Source organism: Microbacterium proteolyticum (assembly GCF_030818075.1).
GTDB lineage: Bacteria > Actinomycetota > Actinomycetes > Actinomycetales > Microbacteriaceae > Microbacterium > Microbacterium proteolyticum_A.
Map to the genome: position 1 here is coordinate 732496 of NZ_JAUSZZ010000001.1, position 16786 is coordinate 749281.

The 16786-nt window shown below is 66.3% G+C and carries 13 protein-coding genes and 2 tRNA genes; 6 read left to right on the top strand and 9 right to left on the bottom strand.

Annotated features, from left to right (window positions below):
- Positions 1-123 precede the first annotated feature (123 nt).
- From QE392_RS03515 to dnaA, 9 genes are all read right to left on the bottom strand, one after another.
- Positions 124-196: transfer RNA gene (locus QE392_RS03515), tRNA-Ala, on the bottom strand.
- A 13-nt stretch (positions 197-209) separates the two neighbouring features.
- A tRNA-Ile gene (locus QE392_RS03520) sits at positions 210-283 on the bottom strand.
- Between the two features lie 65 nt (positions 284-348).
- A complete protein-coding gene (locus QE392_RS03525) occupies positions 349-750 on the bottom strand; it encodes a DUF3566 domain-containing protein (protein ID WP_307447983.1) in 402 nt (133 codons plus the stop codon).
- Positions 747-3377, bottom strand: coding sequence for a DNA gyrase subunit A (gene gyrA / locus QE392_RS03530; protein ID WP_307447986.1), 2631 nt, complete (start codon positions 3375-3377; stop codon positions 747-749). The genes QE392_RS03525 and gyrA overlap by 4 nt, the downstream gene beginning before the upstream one ends.
- A gap of 47 nt (positions 3378-3424) precedes the next feature.
- Entirely contained in the window at positions 3425-5461 is a 2037-nt protein-coding gene (gyrB, locus tag QE392_RS03535; protein ID WP_307447988.1) for a DNA topoisomerase (ATP-hydrolyzing) subunit B, read from the bottom strand.
- Between the two features lie 119 nt (positions 5462-5580).
- On the bottom strand, positions 5581-6069 hold the full coding sequence (locus QE392_RS03540) for a DUF721 domain-containing protein (RefSeq protein WP_307447991.1): 489 nt from the start codon (positions 6067-6069) through the stop codon (positions 5581-5583).
- On the bottom strand, positions 6062-7216 hold the full coding sequence (gene recF / locus QE392_RS03545; protein WP_307447996.1) for a DNA replication/repair protein RecF: 1155 nt from the start codon (positions 7214-7216) through the stop codon (positions 6062-6064). The genes QE392_RS03540 and recF overlap by 8 nt, the downstream gene beginning before the upstream one ends.
- 45 nt (positions 7217-7261) lie before the next feature.
- Positions 7262-8413: a DNA polymerase III subunit beta gene (gene dnaN, locus QE392_RS03550; protein WP_307447999.1), complete on the bottom strand. Its 1152-nt coding sequence runs from the start codon at positions 8411-8413 to the stop codon at positions 7262-7264.
- Positions 8414-8864: 451 nt separating this feature from the next.
- Complete coding sequence (gene dnaA / locus QE392_RS03555) at positions 8865-10292, bottom strand: chromosomal replication initiator protein DnaA (RefSeq protein ID WP_307448003.1); 1428 nt, start codon at positions 10290-10292, stop codon at positions 8865-8867.
- Between the two features lie 294 nt (positions 10293-10586).
- On the opposite strand from dnaA, the gene rpmH reads away from it, so the two are divergent.
- Genes rpmH through rsmG form a run of 6 tightly spaced genes read left to right on the top strand, consistent with a single transcriptional unit; the run spans position 10587 to position 13656 of the window.
- Positions 10587-10724 carry a 50S ribosomal protein L34 gene (rpmH, locus tag QE392_RS03560; protein ID WP_055952712.1) on the top strand — a complete coding sequence of 46 codons (138 nt, stop codon included), beginning with the start codon at positions 10587-10589 and terminating at the stop codon, positions 10722-10724.
- Between the two features lie 8 nt (positions 10725-10732).
- The gene (gene rnpA / locus QE392_RS03565; RefSeq protein WP_307448006.1) at positions 10733-11071 is read left to right on the top strand and encodes a ribonuclease P protein component; all 339 of its coding nucleotides are present in this window, start codon (positions 10733-10735) and stop codon (positions 11069-11071) included.
- Positions 11068-11424, top strand: a complete 357-nt coding sequence (gene yidD, locus QE392_RS03570) for a membrane protein insertion efficiency factor YidD (protein ID WP_307448008.1) — start codon at positions 11068-11070, stop codon at positions 11422-11424. Before rnpA ends, yidD begins: the two co-directional genes overlap by 4 nt.
- Positions 11424-12500, top strand: coding sequence for a membrane protein insertase YidC (gene yidC, locus QE392_RS03575; RefSeq protein WP_373426493.1), 1077 nt, complete (start codon positions 11424-11426; stop codon positions 12498-12500). The genes yidD and yidC overlap by 1 nt, the downstream gene beginning before the upstream one ends.
- Before the next feature lie 15 nt (positions 12501-12515).
- On the top strand, positions 12516-13019 hold the full coding sequence (locus QE392_RS03580; protein WP_307448015.1) for a Jag family protein: 504 nt from the start codon (positions 12516-12518) through the stop codon (positions 13017-13019).
- 7 nt (positions 13020-13026) lie between these two features.
- Positions 13027-13656, top strand: coding sequence for a 16S rRNA (guanine(527)-N(7))-methyltransferase RsmG (rsmG, locus tag QE392_RS03585; protein WP_307448018.1), 630 nt, complete (start codon positions 13027-13029; stop codon positions 13654-13656).
- Positions 13657-16786: the final 3130 nt, after the last annotated feature.

Genomic DNA, 16786 nt, shown 5'->3' on the forward strand with positions numbered 1-16786 from the left:
ACGCCATCAGCATCTCTGGCACGACAGAACGAAAGAGCCCGGCCGATGGCCGGGCTCTTTCTCGTGGAGATGTCTCTCGTGAGCGACTCACGTGCCGCCCATCTCACGACTCATCTTCGATTGTGGAGCCTAGGAGATTCGAACTCCTGACATCCTGCTTGCAAAGCAGGCGCTCTACCAGCTGAGCTAAGGCCCCGCGAGGGGAGGGGTGGGGCTACCAGGACTTGAACCTGGGACCTCTTCATTATCAGTGAAGCGCTCTAACCGCCTGAGCTATAGCCCCGTCTCGCTGACGTGATGTCAACCTCGAAGACTTTACCGGAATCCCGAGGTTTTCACGAATCGAGGTCAGTTCGAGGTGAAGCCGACGAGCAGGCCGCCCGTCACCTTCACCGCGAGGTTGTAGATCCCCGCCATCACGGCGCCCAGCACCGTCACGACGACGAGGTTGAGGATGGCGATGATCGCGGCGAACGCCATGACCTGCGGAAGCCCCACGTACTGCGACAGGTTCGCCGAGCCGTCGGTGAAGCTCATGAAGAACTCGTCGAGCTTCGGAAGCAGCGTCGCAGCCACCACCAGGTAGAGCAGGAAGTACGACACCACCGTCACGATGGCCAGGGCCACCGCCGCCAGGAACGACAGCTTCACCGCCGACCAGAAGTCGATGTAGACCAGGCGCAGACGCACCTGCTTCGCCGGGGTCTTGTGCGTCGACTTCTTCGCGAGCTTGTCAGCTACCGTGCTCATGCGTCAGTACTTTCCTCGGTGGTCTCGGGGGCGGAGGCGGCGGCCTCGTCCGCGGGGGATGCGGTGGGCTCCGTGGTCGTCTCCGTCGTCTCGGCCAGGTTCCGCTCGGCATTGCGGGCGATCGCGATGATGCGGTCGTCGCCACCGGCACGGGCGAAAACGACACCCATGGTGTCGCGACCCTTGGCGGGTACCTCGGCCACGGCAGAGCGTACCACCTTGCCGCTGGCAAGAACCACGAGCACCTCGTCGCCCTCCGACACCATCATTCCGCCGGCGAGGACACCCCGATCGTCGGTGAGGCGGGCGACCTTGATGCCGAGACCGCCGCGGTTCTGCATCCGGTATTCGGTCACCGCGGTGCGCTTGGCGTAGCCGCCTTCGGTCACGACGAAGACGAATTCGTCGTCCTTCGCAACGGATGCCGAGAGCAGGCTGTCGCCCTCTCGGAAGTCCATGCCCTTCACGCCCGACGTCGACCGGCCCATCGGCCTCAGCGCGCTGTCGGTGGCGGAGAAGCGCAGCGACATGCCCAGACGGCTGATAAGCAGGATGTCGTCACCCTCGTCCACGAGGAGCGCGCTGACCAGCTCGTCGGCCGCGCCCGGCTCGCCCTCGTCGCCGTCCTCGGTCGCCTGGCCGCGGAGCTTGATGGCGATGACGCCGCCCTGTCGGTTGGTGTCGTACTCGGCGAGGCGCGTCTTCTTCACCAAGCCCCCGCGGGTGGCGAGCACGAGATACGTCGAGACGGCGTAGTCGCGGATGTCGAGGATCTGCGCGATCTCCTCGTCGGGCTGCAGCGCGAGGAGGTTCGCGACGTGCTGACCCTTGGCATCCCGACCCGCCTCCGGCACCTCGTAGGCCTTCGAGCGGTAGACGCGGCCCTTGTTCGTGAAGAACAACAGCCAGTGGTGCGTGGTGGTGACGAAGAAGTGCTCGACGACATCGTCGGCGCGCAGTTGTGCGCCCTTCACGCCCTTCCCGCCGCGGTGCTGCGAGCGGTAGTTGTCGCTTCGCGTGCGCTTGATGTAGCCGTCGCGGGTGACGGTGATGACCATCTCTTCTTCGGCGATGAGGTCTTCGATCGACACGTCGCCGTCGAACCCGTGGAGGATCTCCGTCCGGCGGTCGTCGCCGAAACGGTCGACGATCGCCGTGAGCTCGTCACGGATGATCGTGCGCTGACGCGCGGGCGTGACGAGGATGTCGTTGTAGTCCGCGATGCGGGCCTCGAGCTCGGTCGCCTCGTCGACGATCTTCTGGCGCTCCAGGGCCGCCAGGCGACGCAGCTGCATGTCGAGGATCGCCTGCGCCTGGATGTCGTCGATGTCGAGGAGCTTCTGCAGTCCCTCGTTGGCATCCTGGGCCGTCGGGGAGCGGCGGATGAGCGCGATGACCTCGTCGAGGGCGTCGAGCGCCTTGAGGTATCCGCGCAGGATGTGCATGCGCTCCTCGGCCTTGCGCAGGCGGAAGCGGGTGCGGCGGACGATGACGTCGATCTGGTGGTCGATCCACAGACTGATGAAGCCGTCGAGCGAGAGCGTGCGCGGCACGCCGTCGACGATGGCGAGCATGTTGGCGCCGAAGTTCTCCTGCAGCTGCGTGTGCTTGTACAGGTTGTTCAGCACGACCTTCGCGACGGCGTCGCGCTTGAGCACCACGACGAGGCGCTGCCCGGTGCGGCCCGAGGTCTCGTCGCGGATGTCGGCGATCCCGGTGATCTTGCCCTCGCGTGCGAGGTCGCCGATCTTCACCGCGACGTTGTCGGGGTTGACCTGGTACGGCAGCTCGGTGATGACCAGGCACGTACGGCCCTGGATCTCCTCGATGTTGACGACGGCCCGCATCGTGATGGAGCCGCGGCCGGTGCGGTAGGCGTCCTTGATCCCGCGCGTACCGAGGATCTGCGCCGCCGTCGGGAAGTCGGGCCCGGGAATGCGCTCCATGAGCGCCTCGAGCAGCTCTTCGCGCGTGGCATCCGGATTCTCCAGCGCCCAGAGCGCGCCGGCGGCGACCTCACGGAGGTTGTGGGGCGGGATGTTGGTGGCCATGCCGACCGCGATGCCGACGGAGCCGTTGACCAGCAGGTTGGGGAAGCGCGAGGGCAGGACGACGGGCTCCTGCGTCTGACCGTCGTAGTTGTCCTCGAAGTCGACCGTGTCTTCTTCGATGTCGCGCACCATCTCGAGCGCGAGCTGCGACATCTTCGTCTCGGTGTACCGCGGGGCGGCCGCCCCCTGGTTGCCCGGCGAGCCGAAGTTGCCCTGCCCGAGAGCGAGCGGGTACCGCAGCGACCACGGCTGCACCAGGCGCACGAGGGCGTCGTAGATGGGGGCGTCACCGTGCGGGTGGTAGTGACCCATGACCTCGCCGACGACGCGGGCGCATTTCGAGAAGGACTTGTCGGGGCGGAAGCCGCCGTCGTACATGCCGTAGATCACGCGACGGTGCACGGGCTTGAGACCATCCTCGACGCGCGGGAGCGCGCGGCCGACGATGACGCTCATCGCGTAGTCGAGGTAGCTCCGCTGCATCTCGAGCTGAAGGTCGACCTGGTCGATCTTGCCGTGGTTGTGCGCGGGATCCGACCGGACGTCGTCGGGCTCGGGCGTGATGTCGTCAGCCATGTCTTCTCAGTTTCGTAGGGCGTCGTCGTTCGTCGTGCGGGACGAGATCAGATGTCGAGGAAGCGGACGTCTTTGGCGTTGCGCTGGATGAAGCTCCGGCGCGACTCGACGTCTTCGCCCATGAGCACCGAGAAGATCTCGTCGGCCGCGGCCGCGTCGTCGATGGTCACCTGGCGCAGCGTCCGCGTCTCGGGGTCCATCGTGGTCTCCCACAGTTCGTGGTCGTTCATCTCGCCGAGACCCTTGTAGCGCTGGATGCCGTTGTCCTTCGGGATCCGTCGGCCCGATGCCTGGCCGTCGACCAGCATCGCGTCGCGCTCCCGGTCGCTGTAGGCGTACTCGTGCGGGTGGTTGGACCACTTCAGGCGGTACAGCGGCGGCTGTGCGAGGTAGACGTATCCGGCCTCGATGAGACCGCGCATGTAGCGGAACAGCAGGGTGAGCAGCAGCGTGGTGATGTGCTGGCCGTCGACGTCGGCATCGGCCATGAGCACGATCTTGTGGTACCGCGCCTTGGCCATGTCGAAGTCCTCGCCGATGCCCGTGCCGAAGGCCTGGATCATCGCCTGGACCTCTTTGTTGCCCAGGGCGCGATCGAGGCGCGCGCGCTCGACGTTCAGGATCTTGCCGCGCAGTGCCAGGATCGCCTGCGTGTGGGGATCGCGGCCCTGCACGGCGGAGCCGCCGGCGGAGTCACCCTCGACGAGGAAGATCTCGCTGATGGACGGGTCTTTCGACGTGCAGTCCTTGAGCTTGTCGGGCATGGCCGCCGACTCGAAGACGCTCTTGCGGCGGGCGGTCTCGCGCGCCTTGCGGGCGGCCAGACGGGCGGTCGCGGCATCGATCGCCTTGCGGATGATGTTCTTGGCCTGGCTCGGGTTGCGGTCGAACCAGTCGCCGAGCTTGTCGCCGACCACCTTCTGCACGTACGCGCGCGCCTCGGTGTTGCCGAGCTTGGTCTTGGTCTGGCCCTCGAACTGCGGCTCCGAGAGCTTCACCGAGATGACGGCGGTCAGCCCCTCGCGGATGTCGTCACCGGTGAGGTTGTCGTCCTTCTCCTTGAGGAGGTTGTTCGCGCGCGCGTAGCGGTTGACGAGCGTCGTCAGGGCCGCGCGGAAGCCCTCTTCATGGGTGCCGCCCTCGTGCGTGTTGATCGTGTTGGCATAGGTGAAGACGTTCTCGGTGTACGCCGTCGTCCACTGCATCGCCAGTTCGAGCGCGATCTTGCGCTCGGTGTCTTCGGACTCGACCTCGATGATCTCGTCGTTGACCACGTCGGCCTTGCGCACGCGGTTGAGGTGCTCGACGTAGTCGACGAGACCGCGCTCGTAGAGGAACGTGTCGTGACGAGCCTCGGTGACCTCTTCGCCGGGTTCACCCTCGGTGATCAGCGACTGCGGTCGCTCGTCACGCAGACTCAGGCGCAGTCCCTTGTTGAGGAACGCCATCTGCTGGAAGCGCGTGCGGAGGGTGTCGTAGTCGAAGTCGACGGTGTCGAAGATGGTGGCATCCGGCCAGAACGTGATCGACGTGCCGGTCTTCTCGCTCTCCTCGCCCTTCGCCAGCGGGGCGAGGGGAACCCCACCGTCGCGGAACGACTGACGCCACACGTGCCCCTGTCGCTGCACCTCGACCTCGAGGCGGGTGGACAGCGCGTTCACGACCGAGGAGCCGACACCGTGGAGACCACCGGAGACCGCGTACCCGCCACCGCCGAACTTGCCGCCGGCGTGGAGCACGGTCAGGACGACCTCGACGGTGGACTTGCCCTCGGTGCGGTGCATGTCGACCGGGATGCCGCGACCGTTGTCGATCACGCGCACCGCGCCGTCGCTGAGGATCGTGACGTCGATGGTGTCGCAGTAACCCGCGAGGGCCTCGTCGACGGAGTTGTCGACGATCTCCTGCACCAGGTGGTGCAGGCCCCGTTCGCCGGTGGAACCGATGTACATACCGGGCCGCTTGCGAACGGCCTCGAGTCCTTCGAGCACCTGAATGGCGTCTGCCCCGTACTCGTTGGGAACCTTCGCCGTCGGGGACGCTTCGGGTTCCTCGGAAACGCTGTCGGGGTTTTCGGACGTCATGAGTACGCGCGCTCCAGATCGGTTCGTCGGAACCTCCATCCTATCGCGCCCGGTCTCGTCGAACGGTGTGTGCGGCCCGTTGCGGGGAGAAATCACCTCGATCCGGGATCGACCATGGTCTAGCCGTAGGTATCGCGCGGACCACGGCCTGGAACGGCTCTGGGCCCCCATTTCCACGAGGGGACGTCGGGTCCGACGAACCGGATCGCCTCGACGCCCGCGTCGGGGAAACGTCGGATGATCTCGGAAAGGATGTGCGCGCGCATCAGTTGCAGCTGTTTCGCCCAGGCGGTGGAGTCGGCCTGGACGGTGAGTGTTCCGGCGTCGAGAGCCACCGGCCGCGTGTGCGCCGCGGTGTCCGCGCCGGCCACCTCGTCCCACGTACGCACCAGGTCCTCACGCGACAGCTGGGGCTCCCAGCCGGCCGACTGCGTGAGCGCGGAGAGCACATCTCCGAGACCCCGGGGATCGCGACCGGGAGAGAAGGGGGCGTTGTCCCCGTCGTCCGTCCGTCGGCGACGCTTCTTCTTGCGATACGGGGAGGGCTCCAGTCCGCGCAGACGGAGGTAGGTGGCCAGGGTCTCGGGCAGCTCGGGCTCGTCACTCATCGACCGGCTCCTCGATCCGGCCCGCCTCGACCCGCACGACGTGCGCGCGCAGCGCGTCGGGCACGTCTTCTTCGACGGCCGACGTCACGATGACCTGTTCGTATCCGCCCGCCAGCTCAGCCAGGCGCGCACGCCGGCCCGCGTCGAGCTCGGCGAACACGTCGTCGAGGATCAGGACGGGGTCGCCCAGGCGCGACTCCGCTCGGAGGAGCTCGGCGGATGCCAGGCGCAGCGCGAGCGCGACCGACCAGGACTCCCCGTGAGAGGCGTATCCCTTGACCGGCAGTCCGCGCACCTCGAGCACCAGGTCGTCGCGGTGCGGACCGACCAGGGTGAGCCCGCGCTCGAGCTCGGCCGGGCGGCGCGCGGCCAGCGCGGCGCGGAACTGCTCGGCGAGGGGGGCCGACGATCGGTCCGCCGCGGCCGCGGACCCTTCTTCGGGGTCTCCCCCGCCCACCGACAGCGCCCACGTCAGTCGAGGGTCGTGATCTGCGCCGGCGATCGCCGCGTACGCGCGGGCCACGGGCGCGGACAGATCGGATGCCAGGGCCAGACGCTCCTCGATCACCTCGGTGCCGAGGGTGATGAGTTTGTCGTCCCACACGTCGAGGGTTCCGAGGGCATCGGCGCGCAGGCCGCGAGCGCGCGCCGACTTGAGCAGCGCGCTGCGTTGACGCAGCACGCGGTCGTAGTCCGCGAGAACCGCGGACATGCGCGGTGTGCGTTGCACAATGAGCTGGTCGGCGAAACGTCGCCGTGCCGAGGGATCGCCCCGGACGATCTGCAGATCCTCGGGCGCGAACAGCACGACCTGCGCGTACCGCGGCAGCTCGGAGGTGCGGACGTTCACGCCGTTGACCCGCGCCTTATTCGCGCCCTGGCGGTTGAGCTGCAGCTCCAGCAGCACGCTCCGCTCACCGTGGGCGAGCCGCGCGCGGACGATCGCGGCATCCGTTCCGTCACGGACCAACGGCGCGTCGGTGGAGACACGGTGGGAACCCAACGTGGCCAGGTAGGCGACGGCTTCGACGAGGTTCGTCTTGCCCTGGCCGTTCCGCCCGACGAAGACGTTCGCCCCGGGGGAGAGCGAGACATCGGTACCCGCGTAATTGCGGAAGTCCTTCAGTCCGAGCTGCTCCACGATCACCGGGTCAGACTACCCGCCACCTCCGACACGGCGACGGGACCGGGCTCAGCGCAGGAGGAGGTTGGGCTGCAACAGGTACTTGAACGTGCCTTCGCCGCCCTTGTCGACCGAGGTCTGGGGGGTCACGAGGACCGGGCTGAGCTTGTTGGCGTTGTCACTCGAGGTGAAGGTGATGCGCGTGAATTCGCTGCGCACCGCGCCGAGCGACTCGAGGAGGTACTGCGGGTTGAGCCCGAGGGTGACCTCATCGCCCACCAGCGTCGCGTCGACGGATTCCGTCGCGCGCGCCTGCTCCGTGCCGGAGGCGTCCATCGAGACACCGTCGGGGCCGAAGGTGAACCGCAGCGGAGCCGAGCGATCGAGCACGAGCGCGACGCGGCGAACGGCCTCGGCCAGGTCGGCGGTGTTCACGACGCTGTGGTGCTCGGTCTGCGCGGGGAAGAGCCGACGGACCGGGGGGAAGTTGCCCTTGATGAGCAGCGATGTCACGGTCTTGTTGCCCGACGAGAAGGCGATGATCTCGCGGTCGCCCGACCCCGAGAACGCGATCGAGATGTCGCCGCCGTGCGCGAAGGTCTTGCCGACCTCCTGCAGGGTTCGTGCCGGCACGAGCGCCGATGTGGGCTCATCGGATGCCGCGGACCCGCCGTCCCAGGGGATCTCGCGAAGCGCGACACGATAGCGGTCGGTGGCGACGAGGCTCAGCTGCGTACCGGTGACCTCGAGCTGCACGCCGGTCAGGACGGGGGTCACATCGTCGCGGGAGGCGGCGAAGGCGACCTGGGCGATGGCGGTGGCGAACTCGTCCGCGGGCACGAGCCCGGATTCACCGCTCACCTCGGGAATGGCGGGGTATTCCTGCACGGGCATGGAGGCGAGAGTGAATCGCGCCGAACCGCAGGTGAGCAGGATGCCGCCGTCGTCGTCGACTGCGATCTGGATCGGGGCATTGGGCAGACGGCTGGCGATGTCGCTGAGGAGTCGACCGTGGACGAGGATCGTGCCGGGTTCGTCGACGGTGGCCTCGATCGTGGTGCGCGCGGACGCTTCGTAGTCGAATGCAGCCAGGGTCAGACCCTGCTCGCCGGCCTCGATGAGAACACCCGCCAGGATCGGCTGAGGGTTGCGCTGGGGCAGGAGCTTGACCACGAACGAGACGGCTTCGCTGAACACATCGCGATTGACGTGGAACTTCACGGGCGCTCCCTTGACGGCGGGTATGGCTTACCCATGCTAGTGCCCCCTTCGCGACGAGCACGTCGAGCGTCGTCGGCACGGCAAGGTCATCGAATCTGCCTTAACGAAGAGTTCAAGTCTTCATCTTGTTAACCGCTGTGGAGAGTGTGGATAACTCGCGACACGCGTGTTAACAGCAGGCGAAGACGGCGTCTCCGGCTGTGGACGACCTGCGGACAGAGGCGTGTGTTAACAGGATCGAGGGCAGCGGGCGGCCATGCCTCCTCCACAGAGTTAACAGGTTCGTGCACACCTCATCCGCAGGAAATGCGAGTTATCCACAAGTTTTCCACACTGTGTAGAACCCCCTGAAAGATGTGTCTTGAGAGCGTCTATATGCCTGATGAGCGGGCGAAAACGGCGAAGGGGCCCTTTCCGTGATCGCGGAAAAGGCCCCTCTGGAGATCGGCGCTCAGCGCATGCGCCCGAGCTGGCTCGTGATCTCCGACACCTGGTTGAAGATGGATCTGCGCTCCTTCATCAGGTCGCTGATCTTCTTGTAGGCGTACATCACGGTCGTGTGATCGCGGTTGCCGAACAGCTGGCCGATCTTCGGCAGCGACAGGCTCGTGCGCTCACGACAGAGGTACATGGCGATCTGACGTGCGGTCGCCACCGCCTGCGACCGGCTCGAGCCGTAGAGATCGTCGACGGAGAGTTTGAAGTACTGCGCCGTGGCCGTGATGATGTCGGTCGGCGAGATCACGTTGGCGTCGTCCTGGTCGATGATGTCCCGGAGCACCGTCTGGGCGAGCGACATGTCGAGGGTCGAACGGTTCAGGCTCGCGAACGCCGACACGCGGATGAGGGCACCCTCGAGCTCGCGGATGTTCGACGACACGACCGTGGCGATGTACTCGAGAACGTCGTCGGGGATGAGGAGCCGCTCGCTCTGCGCCTTCTTTCGAAGGATGGCGATGCGCGTTTCGAGGTCCGGTGCCTGGACGTCGGTGATCAAGCCCCATTCGAAGCGGCTGCGCATGCGATCTTCGAACCCGGTCAACTGCTTGGGCGGCAGGTCGCTGGTGATGACGACCTGCTTGTCGTGATCGTGCAGGGTGTTGAACGTGTGGAAGAACGCCTCCTGCGTCTCCGCGCGTCCCTGCAGGAACTGGATGTCGTCGATGAGGAGGATGTCGACGTCGCGGTACCGCGCCTGGAAGGCGGAGCCGCGGTTGTTCGCGATCGAGTTGATGAAGTCGTTCGTGAATTCCTCGCTCGACACGTACCGGACGCGGATGCCGGCGTACATGCTCGCGGCGTAGTCGCCGATCGCGTGGAGGAGGTGCGTCTTGCCGAGCCCCGAATCACCGTAGATGAAGAGCGGGTTGTAGGCCTTGGCCGGCGCCTCGGCGACGGCGACCGCGGCCGCGTGGGCGAACCGATTGGACTGCCCGATGACGAAGTTGTCGAAGGTGTACTTGGGGTTCAGGCGCGTGTCGTTGCGGGAGGCCGGCACGATCGGTTCGGGCACCTGGTCGATGACGTTGGAGTGCGCGGGCATCGCGGGCACCGAGGGGGTCCGGTCGCCGACGGGGGTGACCGGCGTCCGGTGGGACTCGACGATGTCGGGGTTGACGACCACCCGGAACATGCCGATGTCGGGATCGCTGCCCTGCACGTGAGCCAGCGCTTCGAGGATCGGCGCGCGCATGCGCTTGTTGAACTGCGCCGCGGTCAGATCGTTCGGCACGTCGAGATAGAGCGTGCCGCCCATGACACCCTGCGGGACGGCCAGATTGAGGAAGCCGTGCAGCTGCGGGGTGACGCGATCGTCGGTGAGAAGATGGTCCAGCACGGCTGACCAGACGGGGACATCCGGTACTTCGTGCAAAGACATATCCCCTCCGGGATCTAGACGCGACGGGCGATCGACGAGTCGCGCCGAACCTGTGGATAACTTCCGGGGCCACGCTAGTTCGCGGCTCTCGCGGAGCAAAATCCACTGTAAGACCCGTCCGCGTGTCTTTGCCACGCCTGTGGACAACCCCTGGGGATAATGGGCGGTCGCGTTCTCGGTTTGAGTTAACGGCCGGTACGACGTAGCCTTAGTCGGTTGACTTATGCCTATACGGCAGTCCCGACCCCGTCCCCGGCAGAAGAGCATCGGGCGACACCACCTCCGGAGTGACCCATGAGCAAGCGCACCTTCCAGCCCAACAACCGTCGTCGTGCCAAGAAGCACGGCTTCCGTGCCCGCATGCGCACGCGTGCCGGCCGCGGCATCCTCTCGGCGCGTCGCGCCAAGGGCCGCACCGAGCTCTCGGCCTGACAGACCCGGTGCTCGCGAAGCCGAACCGACTCACCCGCGGATCGGACTACAAAGCCACAGTCCGACGGGGTTCTCGTTGTGCCGGAGCGCACACCGTGACCTACGTCGGAGTGTCGGATGAGTCCACTGCACCGCGATTCGGCTTCATCGTGAGCCGACAGGTCGGCTCCGCTGTCACCCGCAACACCATTCGTCGCCGCCTCAAGGCGGTGTGCGCCGAGGCGCTCCCGACCATTCGCGGGGGCGCCTCGGTCGTCATCCGAGCGCTGCCCTCGGCGGCGACGGCCGATTATGCGACGCTTCGCGCGGACGTCGTGAGGTGCCTCGAACGGAAGGCGTCGGCATGAGCGTCTCGACCCTTCCGACATCGGCCACCGGCTCCGGTCGGCTCACCGCCGATGTGGTGCTGGCATCCGTTCCGCTCCTCCCCCGGAACGCCGGACTCGTTCTGCTCCACGCCTATCGAGCGACGATCTCGCACGTCTACGGCGACGTGTGCAAGTACTACCCCTCCTGCTCCGCCTATTCGGTGGGCGCCGTGCAGCAGCATGGACTCGTGAAGGGCGTCGCGTTCACCGCCGCCCGCCTCGCACGCTGTCATCCCTGGGCTCAGGGTGGCATCGACGACGTCCGTCCTCACCGGGCCTTCCGTCACGAACTCACACGGCACGGTTTCGTCGTGCCCGCCCGAAAGGACTGATCGTGCAATTCGATCTCATTGGGACCATCCTCTGGCCGCTGAAATGGGCGGTCGAGCTCGTGCTCGTGGGGTGGCACTCCCTGTTCACCGCGCTCGGCATGGCGCCGGCCGCGGGCCTCACCTGGGTGCTCTCGATCGTCGGCCTGGTGCTCATCGTCCGTGCTGCACTGATCCCCCTCTTCGTGAAGCAGATCAAGAGCCAGCGCAAGATGATGGAGATCGCTCCCGAGTTGCGCAAGGTGCAGGAGAAGTACCGCGGCAAGAAGGATCAGCTCTCTCGCGAGGCGATGAGCCGCGAGACCATGGCTCTGTACAAGAAGCACGGCACCACTCCTGTCTCGAGCTGCCTGCCCCTGCTGGTGCAGATGCCGATCTTCTTCGCACTCTTCAGCGTGCTCAACGACGTGGCGAAGCACGCCACCAACAACCAGGGTGGTGTGGGCCTGCTCACCCCCGAGCTGACGCGCGAGTTCTACGACGCCCGGTTGTTCGACGTGGCATCCATGCATGTCAACCTGGTCACCGCGTGGGGTCAGCCCGATGGTCAGATCACCGTCGCGATCTTGTTGACCCTCGTCGTTCTGATGATCGCATCGCAGTTCTTCACGCAGCTGCAGATCATCTCGAAGAACCTGTCGCCCGAGGCCAAGACCGGTCAGGCGTACCAGATGCAGAAGATCATGCTCTACATCCTGCCGCTGGCCTTCATCTTCTCCGGTGTCTTCTTCCCCCTCGGCGTCGTCATCTACTGGTTCGTCAGCAACCTGTGGACGATGGTGCAGCAGTTCATCGTCATTCGCGAGATGCCGACTCCCGGTTCCGACGCCGCCAAGGCACGCGAAGAGCGTCTGGCCCGCAAGGGCAAGGCCATCGATTCGTCGGGCAAGGTCGTGCCGATGGAGAAGTACCAGGCCGAGCAGCAGCGCCTGCTGGAAGAAGCCGAGCGTGCGCGCGCTGCCGCTCCCAAACGTCAGCAGCCCGTCGGTAAGCAGCGGGCGAAGAAGCAGCAGTCCGCCAAGAACGCGGGTGCGGCGGGCGGAACCGCCGGCGCCCCCGGATCCACACCCGCCTCCTGACCACCGGAGATCACGATGACGACGTCCGATCAGATCGCACCCGAGCAGACCACCGCCACCGAAGAGCAGCTCGAGCAGGAGGGCGACATCGCCGCCGACTACCTCGAGGGCTTGCTCGACATCGCTGACATCGACGGCGATCTCGCCCTGGATGTGCGCGCCGGCCGGGCCTACGTGTCTGTGGAGGCGGACGACGCCGACGCGCTCCAGAGCATCTCGCACCCCGACACGGTGCAGGCACTGCAGGAGCTCACCCGCCTCGCCGTGCAGAGCTCGACGGGTCGCTTCTCCCGTCTGATTCTCGACATCGGTGGGTCCCGCGACGCTCGTCAGCGTCAGCTCGAGACGCTGGTCGACCGCGCGATCGCGCGTCTCCAGGAGGGCGCGTCGCAGGCTTCGCTCCCCGCGATGTCGAGCTACGAGCGCAAGCTGGTGCACGACATCGCGGCGGACCGCGGCTACGCCTCCGAGTCCTTCGGCGAGGGCGCGGAGCGACACACGGTTCTGCGACGAGGCTGAGCTCAGGATGCCGGAACACCTCGAAGCGGAGCCCGATGCAGCCGCACAACTCTTCGGAGACCGCATCGAGACGGCCCGGAGGTTCACCGCGAACCTCGCGGCGTACGGTGAAGAACGCGGGCTCATCGGCCCGCAGGAGGTTCCGCGTCTGTGGACGCGTCACATCCTGAACAGTGCGATTGCTGCTCCGTTCTTCACGGGGTCCGCCGTCGACGTCGGGTCGGGCGCAGGTCTTCCGGGGCTCGTGCTCGCGATCGCGCGGCCGGACGTGGAGTGGACGCTCATCGAACCGATGGAGCGCCGAACCGCGTGGCTCACGGAGCAAGTCGCCGACCTCGGTCTCGAGAATGTGTCGGTCGAACGGATGCGCGGCGAGGAGTGGGCGCGCGGTCGGGTGTTCGACGTGGCGACCGCGCGGGCGGTGAGTGCCCTGCGCACGCTTCTTTCGTTCACCGCTCCCCTGGTACGCCCGGGTGGACGACTGGTCTTCCTGAAAGGCGCGAACGTCGCGGGCGAGATCGAGGCTGCGTCCAAACAGATCCGCAAGTACGGTCTGCAGGACGTGGCCGTCGAGGTGGTGGGTGAAGGGCTTCTCGATGAGCCCACCCGCGTCTTCTTGGCAACCGTCACCCGCTGACCCTGTCAACATGTAAACATGTCCTGTTCGCGTTGGACACCTCGCATTCTTCGATAGCTGGTGTGTCGCGGTCGTCCGCGTGAGCCGCATCCGATGGGGCGCGCGTCGATCGGCGTCGCGCCGGTGGCGCACATCCCGATGCACGACGGAGCCTTGGTCCGGAGCTCGTTCTCTTGAAGTGCCTTCGGCGCCGTTCGTTCTCCTCCTTCGGCCTCGTTCGCAGGCAACGGTGGTGCGCGTCGTATCGACGTGAGGGCGGGCGGACGCGACGTCGTGCGTTGTGCAAACGCGGACGTGGGTTCGTCTACTCATCTCCACGGTGAGGTCCGCTCGCTCTCTCATCCCCAGTGGCTGCGCATCGTCACGTACCGTTGAGTCGGATACCCAGCGCTGGGGAGTAAGCAAGCCGTGGCCGGTCCGGGCGAAGCCGCCCGTGAGAGAAGCACGGGCACCGTGATTCTGCGTCGTCGATGTTCGCCGTCGCAGCAACACGCTGCGCTCCCCCGGTGATCGGCGCCGGTATCGAGCGGATGCAGGCGGTGTAAGGAATCGTTGAGGCTGTGTCCGTGCCTCAACACCGAGGTAGCCGGTTGCCGTCGTTCGCCGGGGTGAGAGTGAGATCCGACGGGTACAGCGTGGGTTGGGACCGACGCCGAGGGGCGCTCGGGATTCCGACGATGAAGAAGGGCGTGCGCCGGTTTGGCGCTTCCGAGGTCTGGGACATCGTTCTCGGCGCCCCGGGCCCACCCGCTCCCCCTGCACGGCTCCGTCGCTCGCCGAGTGTCTCGGCGTCGAATCACGGGGTTTGGGAAGCTTCCCTTAGCGAAGGCGAGGCCGCGGGGTGACCGCGGTCCGCAGCGGCGGCCGAGTGGATGGATGTCTAGCGCGAGACGTGGGGTTCGCAAGGATCAGCTCCCCCGGAAGCTGTCGGGACGCCGGGGTGTCCGCGCGAGCACCGCCGCATGCGTGCATCTGTGCGCGGGGTTCATGATGGGGTGAGCGAGTGACGACGGCTTGCATGACATCGCGGGCAGACAGTCGGCGTCGTTTCACGTGAAACATGGGATGCCGATGGTCCGTCACATGGTGTCGTGGAGGTGTGGGCGCGCGCTGTTAGCGATCGGTAAACGTGCATGGATCGCCAGAGGGAGATCACGGGTCCCGCCTTCGATCGCTCGAAGGCCGATGTGAGACTCGCATGCGACCCGCGAGCCGGTATCGCAGCAGGCGGATCAATCCTGGTCGGATCTGCACGGGTGAGGGGACGACGAGCGCCAACCCGTCCGCGCCATTGTCCGCACGTCACGGACCCCCGCGCTTGACCGCGACGTCGTTGTGCCCCGCGTCCATCGTGTTTCACGTGAAACAGACACGCTTGCCACCCAAGGAGAGCTACCCCGACGGGGGTGCTCGCCATCGGTGGAGACCTGCCTCGACCATGGGCAGAGGCGCTGAGCAGCCAGTGCGGTTCAGCGCGTCGAGGAGGGAAGCGAACGGCGGGTGTCGAGTGGTGGCGAGTCGAGAACGCCATGTGTACAGCCAGATCGTCGAGGTCCAGGTGCAGCGTGAGCCTTGCAGGCTGAGGCGTCGGCCGTCCGATTACGACGCGCGTCGAATGTCATTCCGAACCGCGCCCCGCATCCGAAGAGGGTGCGTGAGCCGGAGGGCGATTGATTCACGGAAAGGTGCAGACATCCATGCCTTCTCCCCTCCCCCGTTCGGTCGCGTCATCCCGCGCCGCCGATTCGGCGTCCGACGACCATGGGGCATGGTCGACCACCTCGCGTGGAATCTGGTGTTGGTGAACCTTGTGTCAGGGCGACGCGGCATGTGCGAGTCCGGCGGTGGATGTGGAGCACTGGCGTGGGGTGCCTCGAAGCCAGTTCATCCGTCAGCTGACGCAGCGACCAAGAGCTGGAGCGCGAGCCCCCCATAATGAGCTGAGTCTCCCTTGACGGCCTGCAGCCGGCCGCCGAATCGATGTTTCACGTGAAACGAAGCGGCGATGTGGTCGTGACAGCGTGAGCCGCCATGCGTGGCACAGCAGAGTGTTTTTTCCGAACGTGCTCGGAAGCGTTAGGGCGGCGGGCCCCGTCGCGCACACGCACAGTGTTGCACTGCGCGTCAAGGAAGATCAGACCGCCGCTGCGCGTGGCGGCACATCGTCGGCATGGTCGGTCTTGTCAACACATCGCTGGCCGCGGCATCTGAGTGCGTGCAGTCGTACGCTGATGACTCATGTGCGAATATGCCGTGTGGCCCCGGGGTGGGCTGCTCCGTCTGGATCGCGTTTGACGCTCCGCGGCACGCTGTGGGGGCGTCTGCATAGATGCCGCGGCCATCCCGTGAACAACGGACCTCCGCAGCCGCGGCGCACATGGCGACCAAGGCCCAATTGGCCTCCGCGGCGCAACCCCTCGATCGCCCTATGTGCGGTCCGCATGAGTGTGCCGGTTGACGAACGGCGTCGTGACGCTCGGAAAGAACGACCACAGTGCCGCTGTCGCGCAGCCTGGCTGCGACGGACTGCCGGCATGAGAGGCGATGGAGTCGGCTTGGTGCATCGGTGTTGCTCAGCGCGACGACCCCGCGCCCAGTGGATCCTTGACAAACGTCCGTCACGAGGGACCGTCCGGTTTGCAACCCGGGCGCAGCGAGGGGTGCCAGGCGAAGCGCTCCTCGATCACGACCTCCTGAAGTGCACCCGTGTGTGATGCCTGTGGTCGGGCGCCGAACGCTGTGCCGGGAGGAGGTGGTCGGTGATGGTGACGTCGCGGGCGACATCGCACGCACGAGGCGCGTTGGCGGTCTCGGCAAAGGTTGTGAGATGTGTCATCCGCCCTCGGAGTACTTCAGGTAGCCACCCGATCGAGGTGCCGTCGGTCCAGAGCGTGCGGTGACATGACTGTGATCGAGATAACCCGATCCTGAGCCAGTGCCGGAGGTGGCCCGAGCGACCCGTGGGGGCAGAACGATGATGCAGAGGTGGGGAGAGGTTGGTCGTTGTGCCGGGGATGGCGTGGGATCACAACGCCATTGGTGGTGGAGGAGGTGCCGCCCGATCCCATGGCAAGCGACGTTTCACGTGAAACGTCAACGCTGGTGCGGCGGCCGAGACGCTTGGGCCGAT

Coding starts and splice junctions, on each gene's coding strand:
- QE392_RS03525 (WP_307447983.1), bottom strand. CDS start 750: ATGAGCACGGTAGCTGACAAGCTCGCGAAGAAGTCGACGCACAAGACC.
- gyrA (WP_307447986.1), bottom strand. CDS start 3,377: ATGGCTGACGACATCACGCCCGAGCCCGACGACGTCCGGTCGGATCCC.
- gyrB (WP_307447988.1), bottom strand. CDS start 5,461: ATGACGTCCGAAAACCCCGACAGCGTTTCCGAGGAACCCGAAGCGTCC.
- QE392_RS03540 (WP_307447991.1), bottom strand. CDS start 6,069: ATGAGTGACGAGCCCGAGCTGCCCGAGACCCTGGCCACCTACCTCCGT.
- dnaA (WP_307448003.1), bottom strand. CDS start 10,292: ATGTCTTTGCACGAAGTACCGGATGTCCCCGTCTGGTCAGCCGTGCTG.
- rpmH (WP_055952712.1), top strand. CDS start 10,587: ATGAGCAAGCGCACCTTCCAGCCCAACAACCGTCGTCGTGCCAAGAAG.
- yidD (WP_307448008.1), top strand. CDS start 11,068: ATGAGCGTCTCGACCCTTCCGACATCGGCCACCGGCTCCGGTCGGCTC.
- QE392_RS03580 (WP_307448015.1), top strand. CDS start 12,516: ATGACGACGTCCGATCAGATCGCACCCGAGCAGACCACCGCCACCGAA.
- rsmG (WP_307448018.1), top strand. CDS start 13,027: ATGCCGGAACACCTCGAAGCGGAGCCCGATGCAGCCGCACAACTCTTC.